Origin of the sequence: Arhodomonas aquaeolei DSM 8974 (assembly GCF_000374645.1) — a bacterium.
Lineage (GTDB): Bacteria > Pseudomonadota > Gammaproteobacteria > Nitrococcales > Nitrococcaceae > Arhodomonas > Arhodomonas aquaeolei.
On sequence record NZ_KB894830.1, the window covers coordinates 1 to 15632 of the forward strand.

The 15632-nt window shown below is 70.9% G+C and carries 17 protein-coding genes; 10 read left to right on the forward strand and 7 right to left on the reverse strand.

What is annotated here, in order from left to right; all coding sequences use genetic code 11:
• On the forward strand, positions 1–283 hold a 283-nt coding region (locus tag C516_RS20105), incomplete at its 5' end, for a transposase (protein ID WP_018719724.1).
• 496 nt (positions 284–779) lie between these two features.
• Here C516_RS20105 and C516_RS0117545 read toward each other — a convergent pair.
• Positions 780–1361 (reverse strand): YajG family lipoprotein, encoded by a 582-nt coding sequence (locus C516_RS0117545; RefSeq protein WP_018719725.1) that lies wholly within the window; start codon positions 1359–1361, stop codon positions 780–782.
• 237 nt (positions 1362–1598) lie between these two features.
• On the opposite strand from C516_RS0117545, the gene C516_RS0117550 reads away from it, so the two are divergent.
• Complete coding sequence (locus tag C516_RS0117550) at positions 1599–2531, forward strand: methylenetetrahydrofolate reductase (RefSeq protein ID WP_018719726.1); 933 nt, start codon at positions 1599–1601, stop codon at positions 2529–2531.
• 70 nt (positions 2532–2601) lie between these two features.
• On the opposite strand, the gene C516_RS20110 is transcribed toward C516_RS0117550, so the two are convergent.
• Positions 2602–2808 (reverse strand): hypothetical protein, encoded by a 207-nt coding sequence (locus C516_RS20110; protein WP_018719727.1) that lies wholly within the window; start codon positions 2806–2808, stop codon positions 2602–2604.
• A gap of 265 nt (positions 2809–3073) precedes the next feature.
• Here C516_RS20110 and C516_RS0117560 point away from each other — a divergent pair, with 265 nt between their 5' ends.
• Entirely contained in the window at positions 3074–3412 is a 339-nt protein-coding gene (locus C516_RS0117560; protein WP_018719728.1) for a high-potential iron-sulfur protein, read from the forward strand.
• 367 nt (positions 3413–3779) lie between these two features.
• On the opposite strand, the gene C516_RS0117565 is transcribed toward C516_RS0117560, so the two are convergent.
• Complete coding sequence (locus C516_RS0117565) at positions 3780–5225, reverse strand: FAD-binding oxidoreductase (RefSeq protein ID WP_245558797.1); 1446 nt, start codon at positions 5223–5225, stop codon at positions 3780–3782.
• Between the two features lie 13 nt (positions 5226–5238).
• Positions 5239–6018 carry a hypothetical protein gene (locus C516_RS20115; protein WP_018719730.1) on the reverse strand — a complete coding sequence of 260 codons (780 nt, stop codon included), beginning with the start codon at positions 6016–6018 and terminating at the stop codon, positions 5239–5241.
• A gap of 447 nt (positions 6019–6465) precedes the next feature.
• On the opposite strand from C516_RS20115, the gene C516_RS0117575 reads away from it, so the two are divergent.
• Both C516_RS0117575 and C516_RS20685 read left to right on the forward strand, forming a co-directional pair.
• Positions 6466–7155: a thiopurine S-methyltransferase gene (locus C516_RS0117575; protein WP_018719731.1), complete on the forward strand. Its 690-nt coding sequence runs from the start codon at positions 6466–6468 to the stop codon at positions 7153–7155.
• Between the two features lie 128 nt (positions 7156–7283).
• Positions 7284–7856 (forward strand): YfaZ family outer membrane protein, encoded by a 573-nt coding sequence (locus C516_RS20685; RefSeq protein WP_018719732.1) that lies wholly within the window; start codon positions 7284–7286, stop codon positions 7854–7856.
• 456 nt (positions 7857–8312) lie between these two features.
• On the opposite strand, the gene C516_RS20125 is transcribed toward C516_RS20685, so the two are convergent.
• Both C516_RS20125 and C516_RS0117590 read right to left on the reverse strand, forming a co-directional pair.
• Positions 8313–8744 carry a tetratricopeptide repeat protein gene (locus C516_RS20125; RefSeq protein ID WP_084594273.1) on the reverse strand — a complete coding sequence of 144 codons (432 nt, stop codon included), beginning with the start codon at positions 8742–8744 and terminating at the stop codon, positions 8313–8315.
• 32 nt (positions 8745–8776) lie between these two features.
• Positions 8777–9439 carry an O-methyltransferase gene (locus tag C516_RS0117590; protein ID WP_018719734.1) on the reverse strand — a complete coding sequence of 221 codons (663 nt, stop codon included), beginning with the start codon at positions 9437–9439 and terminating at the stop codon, positions 8777–8779.
• 24 nt (positions 9440–9463) lie between these two features.
• On the opposite strand from C516_RS0117590, the gene C516_RS0117595 reads away from it, so the two are divergent.
• Positions 9464–10282, forward strand: coding sequence for a metallophosphoesterase (locus C516_RS0117595; RefSeq protein ID WP_018719735.1), 819 nt, complete (start codon positions 9464–9466; stop codon positions 10280–10282).
• Positions 10283–10322: 40 nt separating this feature from the next.
• On the forward strand, positions 10323–11453 hold the full coding sequence (locus C516_RS0117600; protein ID WP_018719736.1) for a coiled-coil domain-containing protein: 1131 nt from the start codon (positions 10323–10325) through the stop codon (positions 11451–11453).
• Between the two features lie 218 nt (positions 11454–11671).
• On the opposite strand, the gene C516_RS0117605 is transcribed toward C516_RS0117600, so the two are convergent.
• Entirely contained in the window at positions 11672–11842 is a 171-nt protein-coding gene (locus tag C516_RS0117605) for a rubredoxin (protein ID WP_018719737.1), read from the reverse strand.
• A gap of 162 nt (positions 11843–12004) precedes the next feature.
• Between C516_RS0117605 and thiE the strand changes: the two genes are divergently transcribed.
• The 3 genes from thiE to C516_RS0117620 form a co-directional block, all read left to right on the forward strand.
• On the forward strand, positions 12005–12688 hold the full coding sequence (gene thiE, locus C516_RS20130; protein WP_051088269.1) for a thiamine phosphate synthase: 684 nt from the start codon (positions 12005–12007) through the stop codon (positions 12686–12688).
• 32 nt (positions 12689–12720) lie between these two features.
• On the forward strand, positions 12721–14001 hold the full coding sequence (gene hemL / locus C516_RS0117615) for a glutamate-1-semialdehyde 2,1-aminomutase (protein ID WP_018719739.1): 1281 nt from the start codon (positions 12721–12723) through the stop codon (positions 13999–14001).
• A 21-nt stretch (positions 14002–14022) separates the two neighbouring features.
• Positions 14023–15632: VTT domain-containing protein (locus tag C516_RS0117620; RefSeq protein WP_018719740.1), on the forward strand; the 1610-nt coding region annotated here is incomplete at its 3' end.

The following is a 15632-nucleotide window of genomic DNA, read 5'->3' on the forward strand; positions in this document are numbered from 1 at the left end:
GCTCGACCCCAGGCCCTACGAGTCAGGCACCAGCGTGCGTGCCCCGCGCCGGATCTCCAAATGCGGCGACGCCGCCCTGCGCAAGGCGCTGTACTTCCCCACCCTGTGCGCGATGAAACACAACCCCGTGATCCGCGCCTATGTCGAGCGGCTCAAACAGCGTGGCGTAAGAGGCAAGTCCCTCGTGTGCGCCGCCGCCAGAAAGCTCCTCCACCTCATCCACGGCGTGCTCAAGTCCGGCAAATCCTTCGATCCCAACATCCCCTTGCAAGCACACCGGTAAGACGGTATCTACGTAACCTGCCACCGCCGGGCCTGTGCGGTAGGTCGTGCGCCGCAGGCGTGCGACATTCCGGCTCGGTCATTGAGGACGTCGCACACGGCCCGCGGCCGTGCACGACCTCCCGGTCTTCCGCTGCGGAAACATACGAGGCCGGCTGCTCATGGCTGCCGGCGGTGACCCGCGGGTTCGGGGGCAGCAGCGCCCGTAGGTCGGCTGCTCCTGGCAGCCGACACAAGGTTGCCTCGTAGGTGCCGGAGGTCTGCGCGCGCGAGCCGTTTTCGCCTGCCGGCAGGGCAGCCGTCGCACACGGCCCGTGGCCGTGCACGACCTACACGAGATCGCCGGCGGTGTGCCGGGGTACCGTTTCCGGTAGCTTTCCGGTAGGTCGGAGGCCGACGACTGTTGCAATTTGACACGCCGGTGCAGTGCCGTAGGTCAGCTGCTCCTGGCAGCCGACATCCCGCCGATTCGACACGCCAGCGCAGTCGGGTCGGGTTCAGCCCCGGCCCGCCAGGAAGTCCACCAGCCGCTGGTCGAAGAGCTGGCGCAGGGCGTCGCGCAGTCCGCGCTCGATCTCACTGGCATTGCGCTCGGGGCCCGGGGCCGTCGCCATGCGGCTCTCGTGGGAGGCCGTGGCTTTCGCGGTGAAACGCTCCCCGCCGCGCCAGGCACGGGCGGTCAGCGTCACCTCGGTGCGGAGCCGGCGGGGGATGTCGGCCGTGACCTCATGATTCAGCGTCGTGATCTCGATGATCAGTCGCGGAGAGGCACTGTCGGACCACAGCTCCGGCTGAAAGCCGGCGCGCTTGAGCGTCTCGCCGGTGGCGACTTTGAGCACGTAGGCGACGTCCTGATCCGTCGTGATCGGTGCGTCGCCCTTGTCGTTGTAGCTCGCCACGGTGCCGAGCGTCTTGTCCGGACGGCGGTCCACGGTCTCGAGAGCGACGGCCGGGCCGCCGGAGACGCTCGCGGCCGGTTCCGGCGGGTTCAGCGAGAGCTCCAGCGACTGCGGTTTCTGCGTGCAGGCGCCGAGAACCAGGGCGAGACAGGCGAGGGTAAGCAGGCGGATCGCGGGCATGCTATGCCTCCCGTTAATATGAAAATGTTTCACTTTGCGGATTCGGGGCATTCATGAAACTCACAAAAACCTTGACCTTCCCGGGTTCCCGCCCGAGACTGATCAAGCTGATTTCGCCATATCAGGCGGATCCATTTACACCGTCGATGGCGCCGGGGTGAGGAGATCGCCCGGCAGCCGGCCTGCGCAAGGCATGGCGGCGGTGTCCTGTTAACGAAGCATACAGGGGGGAAACGCGTGACGCAGCCGAAAAACCTGGACACGCGGCCCGCCGGGCTGCACCTGGAGGTCGTCCCGCCCGTACTGCGGGAGAGCGAGGCCGGCGTCGAGGCCGCGCTGGAGAAGGTCGCGACCATTAACGAGGCGGTCGGTCTCGACGCCGTGAACATTCCCGAGATCCGTGAGGAGAGCTCCAAGAGCGACAAGGGCGAGCGCAAGCGCCCCTTCGAGCCGCGCATGGAGCCCCGGGTCCTGGCCCGCCGGATTCGCGACGAGCTGGGCATCGAGTCGATGATCAACCGTGTCGTCGTGCATCTCACCCGCGAGGAGCAGGCGGACTGGTTCCGCGAGACGTGGGAGGAGTACGGCGTGCGCCAGTTCGTCCTCGTTGGCGGCGAGAAGAGCGGGGTGGACTACCCCGGGCCGTCCGTGCCCGAGGCCAACGAGATGATCCGTAAGGCGATCGCCGAGCCCGGCCTGCGGGTCGGCAACATCTGCATCCCCACACGGGATGGCGAGGCCGACCGGATGCGTCGCAAGATGGCGACGGGCGTGGACTTCTTTACCACGCAGATCATCTATCACGCCCACGAGTTCACGGACCTGGTGGACGCGCTGGTCGATAACGGTCTGCCGGAGACGCCGCCGGAGCTGCTGCTGACCATGTGCCCGGTGAAGGGGCCGCGGAATATCCGCTTCCTGCACTGGCTCGGCGTGAGCATTTCCCCGGAGCTCGAGGAATGGCTCGTCGGGGACGGCGAAGGCGTCACCGACCGTTCCATCGAGCACATCGAGCGGACGTGGCAGGAGATCAGTGCCCACCGTGCGCGCCGTGCGCCGGGGCTGCCGGTCGGTGTGAGCCTGGCGCCCATCGGCAAGATCCCGCACGAGACGACGATCCGTCTCGCCCGGGCGTTTACCGGCGGCGTGCGCGCCCGCGCCACCGCCTGACCCGGCCGCCACCGGCCCCGAGGACCCGGGGCCGGTGGCGCGCCGTTGGGCGCGTTCGTCTCCGGGGCGCCTACTGCCGGCGCAGGCGGTCCTTGGTCGTCAGCAGGAACAACCGCCGGAACAGCTCCTCGATGGCCAGCTCCCGGGCCAGGGGGTCGCTGCTGTCTTCCAGCTCCCGGGGGTACTCCCATAGCAGTCGTACGGTGCCCGAATCCGCGTCGCGAACCTCGAGCTGGGGGTTCGAGCCGTTCAGTCGGGCGTCAATGCGGTAACTCATCGCTGTCCCTCCTTCGCATCCTGAACATAAATAATAATCATTGTTATTTGTGTTGCAACCTATTGTGTTGCCAAGCCTCAAGCGTGACGTCACCCCGCAAAGGCGTTACATTGACGCCCAGCCGGGATTACAGAGCGAGTCGGATATAGCGACAGCCATGCCTTAGCGACCAGCAGAGTCGACCGGCGACGGGGGCAGGGGCAGGAATCAACAGAGGCCGGGCAAAACCGGTCCCGAATTACCCGCAAGACGTAAGGAGACAGCTATGTCCCAGAATCATCATGACGAAAGCCGTCGTCGCTTCCTGCGTGCCGGACTCCTGGGTGCCGCGGCGGTGCCGCTGAGCACGCTGATGGTCGGGCGCAAGGCCCACGCGCAGAGCGACATGCCGAAGCTGGCCGAGGACGATCCGGCCGCTCAGGCCCTGAGCTATACCCACGACTACACCACCACGGACAACCCCGCTCACCAGGAAGGGGCGCACTGCGCCAACTGCCAGCTCTACACCGGCGACCCGAACGCCGACTGGGGCCCCTGCAGCGCCTTCCCCGGCAAGCGGGTGAATACCCAGGGCTGGTGCTCCGCCTGGGTCAAGAAGGCCTGAGGCCACGCCATCGACGGGCCGGCATCCCGCCGGCCCGTCGGCTGATCGATCCTTCCCGCCTTTCCCGATCCTCCCCGCCTGATCTTTCGTGGACCGACAGCTCCTGGCGGCCGGGGTTTCCGGTGTTGCACGCGGGGATGTTGGCTGCCATGAGCAGCCAACCTGCGTGACCCTCACCGGCGGGCCTGCGCTGTAGGTCGTGCGCCGCAGGCGTGCGACATCCCGGCTCGGTCATTGAGGACGTCGCACACGGCCCGCGGCCGTGCACGACCCACGGGTCTTCCGCTAGGTGACCTGCCACCGTCGGGCATCAGTAGGTCGGCTGCTCCTGGCAGCCGACACGCGCAGCCAGCAGTCACCCGCCGGTTCAGCGCGTGCGCGGCGGTACGACCTTGCCCGGGTTGAGGCGGTTCCCCGGGTCCAGGGCGTCCTTGATGCCCCACATCATGTCCCGCTCGACCGCGGGCTTGAGGCGCTCCACCTCGCCGGGCTTGAGCTGCCCGACGCCGTGCTCGGCGGCGAAGGAGCCGTCCAGCTCCGCCACGATGTCGTGCACCAGGCGGTTGAATTCGTCCCAGCGTGCCAGGAAGGCCGCCGGGTCCATGTCCGTCGGCTGGCTCAGGTTGAAGTGGATGTTGCCGTCGCCGACGTGGCCGAAGGGGCAGGGGCGGATGCCCGGCAGCCGCTCGGTTACCGTTGCCGTGGCCCGTTCCAGGAACGCCGGGATCGCCGGCAGGGGGACGGAGACGTCGTGCTTGATGCTGGCCCCTTCGCGGCGTTGTGCCCCGGGGATGCTGTTGCGCAGGGCCCAGAGGGCGGCGCGGCCGTCCGCCTCGGCGGCGATGCGGTAGTCCCGCGCGAGGTGTGGGGCGCCGTCCAGGGCGGCCTCGAGCAGCCCGGGCAGGTCGTCGCGACGGCGCGAGCTGGTGACGTCGAGGAGGACGTACCAGGGCCAGCGTGCCGGGAACGGGTCGTGGCAGCCCCCGCCGTGGCGCAGGGCGAAGGCCACCGGCCGCTCCGCCATGAGCTCGAACGCGGTGAGCGCGTCGCCGGTCTCGCCACGCAGCAGGGCGAGCAGCGCCAGCGCGTCGGCCGGGCCGTCCACCGCCACCAGGGCGGTGGCGTGGTGGCGTGGACGGGGGTAGAGGCGGAGCACCGCGGCGGTAATGATGCCCAGCGTCCCCTCGGCGCCGATGAACAGGTCCTTGAGATCGTAGCCGCTGTTGTCCTTGCGCAGGGCGTGCAGGCCGTTCCATACGCGGCCGTCGGCCAGCACCACCTCCAGACCGAGGGTGAGGTCCCGCGCGTTGCCGTAGCGCAGGACGTTCATGCCGCCGGCGTTCGTCGAGAGGTTGCCGCCGATGCGGCATTCCGCCTCGGCGGCGTAGCTCAGGGGGAAGAGGCGGTCCGCCCCGACGGCGGCGCGCTGCACTTCCGCCAGGGTGCAGCCGGCCTCCACGGTGATGGTATGGCCCACCGGGTCGACGGCGCGCACCCGGTCGAGGCGCTCCAGCGAGAGGATCACCTGGTGGCCGGACGTATCCGGCGCGGCGCCCCCGCAGAGCCCGGTATTGCCGCCCTGGGGGACGACGCTCACGCCGGCGTCAGCACACTGGCGCACGGCCTCGGCGACCCCGTCGGTGTCGCCCGGCCGCAGCACCGCGAGGCACCGGCCCTGAAACAGTCCCCGGCGCTCGTGGAGGTAGGGCGCCAGCGCCTCGGGCTGCGTGACCACGGCCGCCTCGCCGAGCGTGTCTCGAAGCCGCTGGAGCAGGGTCTGTCCGTCGGCGGCCGCGTTCATCCCTTCGCTCATGAATCCTGTCCCGTCAACGCCTGTGAATGGCCTGCACCAGTGAGAGCGTCGCCACCACGGCTGCCAGCACCAGCCCGGTCAGGACGGTGGTGACAGCGGCCAGTGCCGCGGCCATCGGTCCGAAGATGGCCGGCGCCTTCATCAGCGTGGTCATCAGCGACTCCTGGTAGTAGAAGAACCACTGATGCCCGGCGGGAAACACCCATTCGTGCAGTCTCGAGAACCAGCCGCCCCCGCCGGCATCGAACATCGCCGCTGTCGCCGCGGCGACCAGGGCCAGCCCGACCGCCAGGGAGAGCAGCAGTGTCCGTGCCGGTGGTACGTGGCCTGCCGCAGCGAGCCAGAGCGTTGCCGCCGCGGCGAGGATCGCTGCGGCGACCGCCACTTGTAGAAACCGCTGTACGCCGGCGGCGACCAGCCGCAGGTGCGCGATCTCCGGGGCGCGCAGCATCGGTATGCTACGGGCGCTGCCCGCCGGGCGGTAGCGGATGCGCCCGAGCCCTTTGCCGCCGTGGTTCACCGCGTCCAGTATCGCACCGAACAGGGCCTGGTGTGTCTCCGGGGTGAGCGTTTCGAAGCCATTGCGGTAGCGGTTCTGTGGCCCGTACTCGGCGATGTGCGCCTGGATGTCGAGCCAGCGGTAGAGCACCGGATAGCCGAAGTCCGCCGTTGACAGTACCTGCCATGCCGCCCCGGCGCAGGCGACGAGCAGCAGCGGTGCCAGCAGTATCCCGGCGAGCCGTGTGGTCAGCCGGGCCGGGGAAAGCGTGTGGGGTATTGCCGGGCCGGTCATCCGTACGGCCACCTCCCATCGGGCCGGGTGCGGGCTTTGCCGCACGCATGAGGGGCCGTGCGCGGATCGTCCCAGGTGCGCGGGCTCTATCCCGGGCCCATGGGCGGAAACCGTGCGGACGCACCCCGGCGGAGCATTGCCGGAACCACCGGCCGGCCGGCGCGGTCGTCTGTCTGTCCCGTCGCTGCCCGGCGGGTGTCCCGACAGCCGCGACCGGATCCGCGGGCGCGCTGACGCGTGACAATCCCGGCGGCCGGGTTAGTAAACTAAGGCCATTGTACCCCGCGCCTGCGGGGGCGGCAGCCACTGCCACCGGGGGAAGGTCGGGCCCCCACGTCCGCGTCACCGAGCGGTGTCCCGGCTGGATCGCCGGGATCGTGTCCCGACACGCAGCGAGTGAGAACGGGCTACAGCGCCTGAACGGTTGGGTAACAGAGGAAGGCCCCTATGGATACGGCATTCTGGCACGAGCGCTGGGAGCGCGGGCAGATCGGTTTCCACCAGTCGGATATCAACCCCTGGCTGCGGCGTTACTGGCCGGAGCTCGGTGTCGCGCCGCCGGCGCGGGTGTTCGTGCCGTTGTGCGGTGCCAGCCTGGACATGGCCTGGCTCGCCGGGCTCGGCCACGAGGTCGTGGGCATCGAGCTCTCGGCGACCGCCATTGAGCGCTTTTTCGCCGAGCAGGGCTGGCAGCCGGAGCGTCACGAGGGGCGTATCCCGAGCTGGCGCGCCGGTGGCGTCACCCTCTACGAGGGCGATTTCTTCGATCTGCGCGCGAGTGATCTCGCGGACGTTGCCGCCGTCTACGACCGTGCCGCGCTCATCGCCCTGCCGCCGCACATGCGCCCGGGCTACGCGGAGCATCTCGCCCGCATCCTTCCGGACGGCACGCGGGGCCTGCTGATAACCCTCGACTACGATCAGTCCGAGATGAAGGGCCCGCCGTTCTCCGTGCCCGCCGATGAGGTCGAGGGCCTCCTGGGCGGGGCGTTCGAGATCGAGCGGCTCGCCTGCGAGCCGGCGCTGGCGGCCAACGAGCGTTTCCGCGAGCGCGGTCTCACCGCCCTCGACGAGCTCGTCTTCCGTATGCGTCGCCGGTCGGGCGCAGCGGGAGAGGCACTGTCGCCGGATGCATGACAGTCCCGCGCCGCCGGCCCCCGGGCGGGATTGTCCCCCTGTGTTCCGAAACCTTTCCGTCATACGCTGTGTCAGCGGACAGGAGGGGGAGGGGAACACCCAAAATTACGTATCCCAGGAGTGAATCGATGAAGAATGCAGTTCGCGCGGTCGCACTGACCTCGACGCTGCTCGCCAGCGCGGCGGCGACGGCGTCCTCGCTGGACCTCAATCTCAGCGACGACGCCCTCCGCTTTGGCGGCCGCCACCAGCTCCAGTCCGGGGACGGCCTGGAGGTGAACGCCGACTGGCTTCACCACCAGGACAACGGCGAGGTCCTCGGTGCCGGGCTGCTCATGGTGAACGACGCCGCGGCGGGCCGTGGTGCCCTGAACGTGGGTATCGGCGGGAAGCTGTTCTACGCCGACCTCGACCGCCGTGACGCCGACGGCGCAGCGGTCGGGCTCGGTGGGCGCTTCGAGTGGACCGCGCCGCAGTGGAACCGCCTCGCCTTCGCCGGGCACGGCTACTTCGCGCCGGACGTGACCTCCGGTGGCGACGTCGATCATTACACCGAGGTCGGCGTGCGTGCGGAGTACCTGGTGCTCAAGAACGCCCACGCGTACCTCGGTTACCGCAATGTCCGCGTCGGCAACGGCAAGACCGACGACACCGAGACGCTGGACTCCTCCGTCCACGTGGGCCTGCGTCTGGACTTCTAGTCCGGGGGCCCAGGAGACTTCGCTACGCGTAGGTCGCGCGCCACTGGCGTGCGCCGTCTCCCGTCCCGCGTGACCCTTCGCCCGGCGCCCCGGGCGTGGTCGGGCACGTGACGAGCGGGGCAGGAGCGTCGGGGCGATGTCGCACACGGCCTGCGGCCGCGCCCGACCTACCCGGGGGCGCGGCCGGGCGGGGGTTGGCTATGCGTAGCGGGGCTGTAGGTCGCGCACCGCCGGTGTGCGGCGTTCCGTGTGGTTGCCGACGGCCGTCGTCATCCCCGTTAACGGCAATGCCAGGCCGTGCGCCGGGAGCAGGATGTTGGCTGCTCCTGGCAGCCAACATCCCGCGGAGGCGCGCTCAGAGACGCTTTATGCCGCAGGCCTGGACGGCTCCCCGTCTCCCGCGGTCTATCGAATGGCGCCGCTGCGCCCTTGGGCGATGGTGCCCGCCCCGCGTCTCTATTCCGTCGTCGCGGGCGGCGGGGGCGCATCCGGTTCGCCGGGGACCGGCCTGTCCGGCTCCGCGGTGTCGTCCGTGGCCGGGCTGCTGCGGGTGCGTTCATCGAGGGTCACGCTCCCGGCGAGACGTCCCAGCGCCTCCACGGCGAGGGGGTCGCCGGCCCGTGCTGCGCGCCGGATCCACTGCACCGCCTGCCCGGAGTCCGCCACCACCCCCTGGCCGTAGTAGTACATGTAGCCCAGCGCGTACTGCGCCCGCGGATTGCCCGCCCGCGCCGCCTGGTAGAGCGGCGGCAGCGCCCGCCGGTAATCCCCGGCGAGCCAGGCCTCCCGTCCCTCGGCCATGCTCGAACCGCCGGCCGGGGTCGTGGCGCAGCCCGCGAGGGTCGTCAGTGTAAGCAGCAGCAGGGGCAGTAACGGGGCTCTTGGCATGGGCGGGCAGACCTCGCGGGTAATGCGCCCGGTCAGCGCTTTCTGGCCAGAGTGACGCCGTCCGCCACCGGCACCAGGCACAGGTCGATGCGCTCGTCCTCGTGCAGCCGGCGGTTGAAGGCGCGTATCGCCCGGGTGTCCTCGTCGCGGCGGGCGGGATCGACCACGCGGCCGTGCCAGAGCGTATTGTCCACCACCACCAGACCGCCCGGACGGAGCAGCCTCAATGCCTGTTCATAATAGCCCGAATAGCCGGACTTGTCGGCGTCGATGAACACCAGGTCGTGCCGCCGGGCGCCACCCTCGGCGAGGAGCTCGTCAAGGGTGGTGGCGGCGGCCCCCAGGCGCAGCTCGATGCGCCCGTCGACCCCGGCGCTTTCCCAGTAGCGTTGCGCCATGTCGGTCCATTCGCGGCTGCGGTCGCAGGCCACCAGCCGGCCGTCCTCGGGCATGGCGAGCGCCATCGCCAGGGCGCTGTAGCCGGTGAAGGTCCCCACCTCGATGACACGCCGGGCGCCGGTCAGACGCACGAGCATCGCCAGTAGTGCCGCTTCCTCCGGGGCCACCTGCATGCCGGCCTGGGGCAGGCGGGCGGTGGCCTCGCGGAGCTCGCGCTGCACCGGCAGCTCGCGTACGCCCTCGCGCAGGAGGTAGTCGAGGAGGGTGTCGTCGATCCCGATGGTACGATTACTCATGACTGCCGTGTCCGGGTTACCTCGATGAGCGACAACACATCAGAGCCCCCGGGGGGCGTCAAGCCGCTCCGGGTCCTCCAGGTCAGCGACACCCACCTCTACGCGGATCCGGCCGCGGATCTCGCGGGCGTGCCTACCTCCGGGAGTGCACGGGCGGTGCTTGATGCCGCCCTGGCCGGGGAGGCGCCGGACCTCATCGTCGCGACCGGCGACCTCGTCCACGACGGCAGTGCCGCCGGCTATGAGCGGCTTCGCGGCTGGCTCGCGGACTCCGGTGTCCCCGCACTGGTCATCCCCGGCAACCACGACGACCCGGTGGCGATGGCCCGTTGCTTTGCCGAGGCGCCGGTGACCTGGCGCGAGAGTGTCTCCATCGGGGGCTGGCAGGTGATCGCCCTCGATTCCCACGTCCCCGGCGAGCCCTGGGGAAGGCTGGGAACAGCCCAGCTGGAGCGGCTGGACGGCCATCTCGCCGCCGCGGACACGCCGGTGCTCGTCGCGGTCCATCATCCGCCGGTTGCCGTCGGTGCGCGCTGGCTGGACGGGATCGCCCTTGCCGACGGCGAGGCCCTGCTCGCCCGGCTGGGCGCCTGCGGACGGCCGGCTGTCGTCATTTGGGGACACATTCATCAGGCCTTTGAAGGGTGGTACGGGGGCGTGAGGCTGCTAGGGGCGCCATCTACGTGCATTCAGTTTGCACCGCTCAGCGGGGAATTCGCGCTGGATATCAGGCCTCCCGGCTGGCGAGAGTTGACACTCCACCCCGGCGGGGGTAACGAAACGTGTGTGGGGCGGCTGTCCGACGGGGCCTTTAGGCCGGTAACGGACTGCGAGGGCTACTGACCGCCCCTGGCTGACGTTGGTCTGGTGGGGGAGAACAGGGATGAGCCAAACGGCCACGGCCGAATCCTCGCCGACGGTGATCGCCCGGCTGCGTGCGGAGCTGGCCGAGGCGCGGGCGCGCGTCGACGAGATGGCGGCCTATTACCGGGGCGAGCTCGAGGCGCTGCGGCAGCGTTCCGAGGCGGAGATGGTGCGCAGCCAGGCCGATGCGGCCGGGCGGCGCAAACGCGCCGAGGAGGAGGCGGCAAGGCTGGCCGACGAGCTGGCCGCGGTCCGTCGCGAGGCGGAGCAGGCACAGCGCCGCTATGCCACCCTGGTGCGCGATCAGGAGGAGGCCGAGGCGGCCGGGCAGGCGCCCGCCTCCGAGCTGGTCCGTCTCGACCGTGAGGTCCGCGCGCTGCAGACCCGGCTGGACACGGAGCGTGCCGAGCGGCGGGAGCTCGAGCGCGTCTACGATGATCTCAAGGCGCAACACCGCCGCACCGAGGCCCGATGGCACGAGCAGATGTCGCGGCTGCGCCGTGGCTTCAAGGCCTCGGAGCAGCGGCGCAAGACCCTGGAGGCGCGGCTGCGCGAGCGCCAGGCCGAGGAGCGGGTCGCCGCCCCGGAGCCCCAGCGCGCGGAGAGCCGGCGCCGGCACCAGGCCGAGCTGAAGATGGGCTGGGGCCAGCAGGAGGTGACCTTCGGCGACGACCTTGCCGATGAGTTCACCCTGATCGAGGGTGATCGCTCGCTTGGTGCCCACGAGAAGGCCGAGCAGGCGCAGGAGGCCGCCGGTTCGCCGCCGGAATCCGTGAGTCCCGGTGAGGCGGAGCACCTGCTTGCCGGCCTCAACGTCGATCGCCGCGTGGCCCAGCGCCCGGATGGCGCCACTATCACGGGGGCCCCCGCGGCGGACGGCGGGTCCGCTGATAACGGTGCCGCGGTGAAGGCATCCGGTGGCGCCGGTGCTTCCACCGCCCCCGCCGGCGATTCGGAGGCGGCCAGACCCGCACCGCGGTTTGAGGCGCGGGCGCCGGCCCCGCCGGTGAGCAATGGGCCGCGGGTGCGTCCCAAGCCGCCCCGGCGGCGGTTTGTGGTCGGTCTGGCGGTTGTGCTGGTGCTGGCCGCGGTGGCCGTGAGCGGCAGCCCCCTGGTCAGCGCGGTCATGCCGTGGCTGGCCGGTCAGTGAGTGCCGTCGCGGACCAGCCGTCCCGGGCGGCGCTGGCCCGTGCTCACGCGTGTTGCCGGACCCCGGTCCGGCAACGGTCTGCGGAGGTCACGGGCGCCGGCCATGTACCACCGTCCCGCTCATCCTGAAGCGATTCGCTGACATGCCCGCGTGTCCGTGCGTCGATACCGGCGCCGGGACTTGTGGCGTGCGCGAAGGTCCCCGAGGCCCGGCGCGATCTAGATCTCGATCATCTCGAAATCCTGCTTGCCCGCACCGCACTCCGGACAGGTGAAATCCTCGGGTATGTCCTCCCAGCGGGTGCCGGGTTCGATACCCGCCTCGGGCAGGCCCTGCTCCTCCTCGTAGATCCAGCCGCAGACGACGCACATGAACGCTCGGTATTCCATTGAGGGGTATCCTGGGTGGAACTGACAGCCGGGCAGCTTACTAACCCGGTCACGGGTAATGCCACAGCTGTGCCCGTCCGACGCGGGTGGAGCGCTCGCCGTCGCGCGCGCAGGGCAGTACACTCGGGCCCACGACGGCCTGACGACAGCGTGGTGCATCGCATGAGCCCAGCTCCCCTGATCCGTGGACTTTATGTCATCACCGATGCGGGGATGCAGCCCCCGGAGCGCCTGATCGAGTCCGTATCCGCTGCCCTGCGCGGCGGCGCGCGGGTGGTGCAGTATCGCGACAAGGGCGATGACCGGGCGCGGCGTCAGGCCGAGGCCACCGCGGTCGTCGATGTCTGCCGCGCGGCGGGCGCGTTGTGCCTGATCAACGACGACGTGGCGCTTGCCGCGGATAGCGGCGCCGACGGCGTGCACATCGGCCGGGAGGACGGCGGGATCGCCGAGGCGCGCAGCCGGCTGGGGCCGGACGCGGTTATCGGGGTGTCGTGCTACAACGAGTTCGGCATGGCCGTGGAGGCGGAGGCCGCCGGGGCGGACTACGTCGCCTTCGGCAGTGTCTACCCCTCGCAGGTAAAGCCGGATGCCGTGCGCGCCCCGCTGTCGCTGTTCGCCCAGGCCCGCCGCCGGCTTTCGGTGCCGGTGGTGGGCATCGGCGGTATCGATGCGGACAATGCCGGTGAGGTCATCGCGGCGGGTGCCGATGCCGTGGCGGTGATCAGCGCGGTGTTTGCCGCACCGGATGTCGCCGCCGCCGCCAGGCGGCTGGCGGCCAGCGCGATCGCCGCCCCGTGGGGGCCCGCCGGACCGGACGGGCCGCCACCGGGCGGTGGTCGGTGACACATGGATCCAGCGTTTGGGAAACCGAGACTATGAGCCGTTCCTCCGAGCTTTTCGCCGAGGCCCGCGAGCACCTCGTGGGCGGGGTCAATTCCGCGGTGCGGGCGTTCCGTTCCGTCGGCGGCGATCCGCCGTTCATGCGCCGGGGCGAGGGCGCGTGGATCGAGGACGAGGACGGCCGCCGCTACGTGGACTACGTCCTTTCCTATGGCCCGCTGGCGGTGGGGCACGCCCATCCCGAGGTGGTGGACGCGGTGCAGCAGGCGGCGGCCCGTGGCCTGAGCTTCGGTGCGCCCACCGTGGCCGAGACCGAGCTCGCACGCCGGGTGAAGTCGCTGGTGCCCTCCATCGAGCGCATCCGCATGGTCAACTCCGGCACCGAGGCGACCATGAGCGCCCTGCGCCTTGCCCGCGGCTATACCGGGCGGGATCGTATCGTGAAGTTCCAGGGCAATTACCACGGCCACGTCGACCCGTTGCTGGTCGAGGCCGGTTCCGGGGTGCTGACCCTGGGGATCCCGGGCTCGCCGGGCGTCCCGGCGGACGTGGTGGCGGGCACGCTGACCGTGCCCTACAACGACATCGAGGCCGCCCGCGAGGTCTTCAGCCGCTACGGTGACGAGATCGCCGCGGTGATGGTCGAGCCGGTGGCGGGCAACATGAACTGCGTGCCCCCGGTCCCCGGCTTCCTCGAGGGGCTGCGCGGGCTGTGCGATGACAGTGGCGCGCTGCTGGTCTTCGACGAGGTCATGACCGGTTTCCGGGTCGCCCCGGGCGGGGCCCAGGCCCACTACGGCGTGACCCCGGATCTCACCTGTCTGGGCAAGGTCATCGGCGGCGGCATGCCGGTGGGCGCCGTGGGCGGCCGCGGCGAGGTGATGTCCCACCTTGCCCCGGAGGGCCCGGTCTACCAGGCCGGTACGCTTTCCGGTAATCCGGTGGCCATGGCCGCCGGTATCGCGACGCTGGACGTGCTCGCCCGCGAGGGTGCCTGGGCGGGGGCAGAGGAGACCGCCCGGCAGCTCACCCAGGGCCTGCGTGAGCGCGCCCGGGCAGCGGGCGTGCCGTTCACCACCAACCAGGTGGGGACGATGATGGGCCTGTTTTTCACCGACGCCGAGTCGGTGACCGGCTTCGACGACGTCGCCGCGTGCGACGCCGAGCGGTTCAAGCGCTTCTTCCACGGCATGCTCGACGCGGGCGTGTACCTGGCGCCGTCGGCGTTCGAGGCCGCGTTCGTCTCCACCGCCCACGACGAGGCGGCGATCGGGCACACGCTCAAGGCGGCGGAACGCGTCTTCGCCGGGCTCTGACCGGCCTGGGGCTGCGGCGCGGTGGAGTGGCTGACGCCGGTCCTGGCATGGGTCGCGGCCCATGCCCACTGGGCCGGTCCGCTCATCGGGCTGGTGGCGTTCGCGGAGTCGCTGGCGCTCGTGGGGCTGTTCGTCCCCGGGGCGCTGGCGATGTTCGCCGCCGGTGCCCTGGTGGGGACCGGCCATCTGCCGTTCTGGCCGCTGTATGCGTGGTCCGTGGTCGGCGCGATCGCCGGCGATGGCCTGAGCTTCTGGATCGGGCGCTACTACGGCGGCGCGCTGCGCCGGCGCTGGCCCTTCTCCCGCCATCCCGATCTGCTCGAACGCGGGGTGCGCTTCTTCGCCGCCCACGGCGGCAAGGGCGTGCTGCTCGGGCGCTTCGTGGGACCCGTGCGCCCCATCATCCCCGCGGTCGCGGGCATGCTGGACATGCCCGGGGGCCGGTTCCTGCTGGTCAACGTGGCGTCGGCGCTGGCCTGGGCGCCCGCCTATCTCCTCCCGGGCATGGTCTTCGGGGCCTCCCTCGCGGTGGCCGCGAGCGTGGCCACCCGGCTGGTGACCCTGGTAGTGGCAGCGCTGATCCTCGCGTGGCTGGCATGGCGGCTGCCGGGTTGGCTACGGCCGGTGTTCCGTCGCACCGCCGTGCGCCTGCTCCATCGCCGGCCCGGGGCCCGGCCGCTGCGCGGCCTGCGTCACCCAGCCGGCATGCTCTGGCTGGTGGCGCTGGTGACGCTGTTGGTGACCCAGGGCGTCGCGCTCCGGTATCCGCTGCCGGCCGGGTGGGAACAGGACGTCCTCGACGTCCTCGATGCCCATCGCAGTGCCCTCCTGCGGATACTCCTGTGGCTGGTGACACAGCTCGGCAGCACGCTCGCCGTTGCCATCGCCGCGGCTGCGGTGACGGCGACACTGGCCATCGCCCGCCGGGGACGGGCGGCGGCGGTGTACGCAGGGTCGGTCGCCGGCACGGTCGCGCTCGGCTACGTCCTTAAAGCGCTCTATGCAGCGCCGAGGCCCGGCGCGCTCACCGGCGAGGCGTTCGGCTTTGCCTTTCCCAGCGGTCACAGCTACGGGATCGCGGTGTTCGTCGTCGCCACGGCGGTCCTGGTGGCACCGCCGGCCTGGCGGGGGCGGCGCTGGCTGTTCGCCGCCGCCGGCATTTTCGCGGTGACCGTGTCGTTGACCCGCCTGGGTCTCGGCGTGCACTGGCCCCGGGACCTGGTGGCCGGCCTGGCCCTGGGCGTGGTGGGCGGCGGCCTGCCGGCACTGCTCGGCCCCGGGCGCTGCCCGCCCGGGCTGCGCCGCCGCGTGCTGACCGTCGCCGTGCCAGCGCTCACTGTGGGGGCATTGGTCAACGGCCTGCTGAGCTACCCCGACGGGCTGGCGCGATATCCCGCCGTGCAGGACCGGACGCCGGTGACCGCCTCTGCGCTGTGCTCGACGCCCGGGCTGGAATCCCCGGGCACCCGGATATGGCAGGGGCGGGTAGCCGCGCTGGACGAGGCGTTGAAGGCCGCCGGATGGCGGGCGATGCCGGCGTGGACCCTGCAGGCGACGCTGCGCTGGCTGAGTCCCGATCCCTCGTCGGCGCTGCTGCCGGTGCTGCCCCGGGTGGAGGCGGGGCGATGGCC

What these genes read in the sequence shown, in the direction of transcription:
- C516_RS0117545 (WP_018719725.1), bottom strand. Translation starts at nt 1,361, where the DNA reads ATGCCCGCGATCCGCCTGCTTACCCTCGCCTGTCTCGCCCTGGTTCTC.
- C516_RS20110 (WP_018719727.1), bottom strand. Translation starts at nt 2,808, where the DNA reads ATGAGTTACCGCATTGACGCCCGACTGAACGGCTCGAACCCCCAGCTC.
- C516_RS0117560 (WP_018719728.1), top strand. Translation starts at nt 3,074, where the DNA reads ATGTCCCAGAATCATCATGACGAAAGCCGTCGTCGCTTCCTGCGTGCC.
- C516_RS0117565 (WP_245558797.1), bottom strand. Translation starts at nt 5,225, where the DNA reads ATGAGCGAAGGGATGAACGCGGCCGCCGACGGACAGACCCTGCTCCAG.
- C516_RS20115 (WP_018719730.1), bottom strand. Translation starts at nt 6,018, where the DNA reads ATGACCGGCCCGGCAATACCCCACACGCTTTCCCCGGCCCGGCTGACC.
- C516_RS0117575 (WP_018719731.1), top strand. Translation starts at nt 6,466, where the DNA reads ATGGATACGGCATTCTGGCACGAGCGCTGGGAGCGCGGGCAGATCGGT.
- C516_RS20685 (WP_018719732.1), top strand. Translation starts at nt 7,284, where the DNA reads ATGAAGAATGCAGTTCGCGCGGTCGCACTGACCTCGACGCTGCTCGCC.
- C516_RS20125 (WP_084594273.1), bottom strand. Translation starts at nt 8,744, where the DNA reads ATGCCAAGAGCCCCGTTACTGCCCCTGCTGCTGCTTACACTGACGACC.
- C516_RS0117590 (WP_018719734.1), bottom strand. Translation starts at nt 9,439, where the DNA reads ATGAGTAATCGTACCATCGGGATCGACGACACCCTCCTCGACTACCTC.
- C516_RS0117595 (WP_018719735.1), top strand. Translation starts at nt 9,464, where the DNA reads ATGAGCGACAACACATCAGAGCCCCCGGGGGGCGTCAAGCCGCTCCGG.
- C516_RS0117600 (WP_018719736.1), top strand. Translation starts at nt 10,323, where the DNA reads ATGAGCCAAACGGCCACGGCCGAATCCTCGCCGACGGTGATCGCCCGG.
- C516_RS0117605 (WP_018719737.1), bottom strand. Translation starts at nt 11,842, where the DNA reads ATGGAATACCGAGCGTTCATGTGCGTCGTCTGCGGCTGGATCTACGAG.
- thiE (WP_051088269.1), top strand. Translation starts at nt 12,005, where the DNA reads ATGAGCCCAGCTCCCCTGATCCGTGGACTTTATGTCATCACCGATGCG.
- hemL (WP_018719739.1), top strand. Translation starts at nt 12,721, where the DNA reads ATGAGCCGTTCCTCCGAGCTTTTCGCCGAGGCCCGCGAGCACCTCGTG.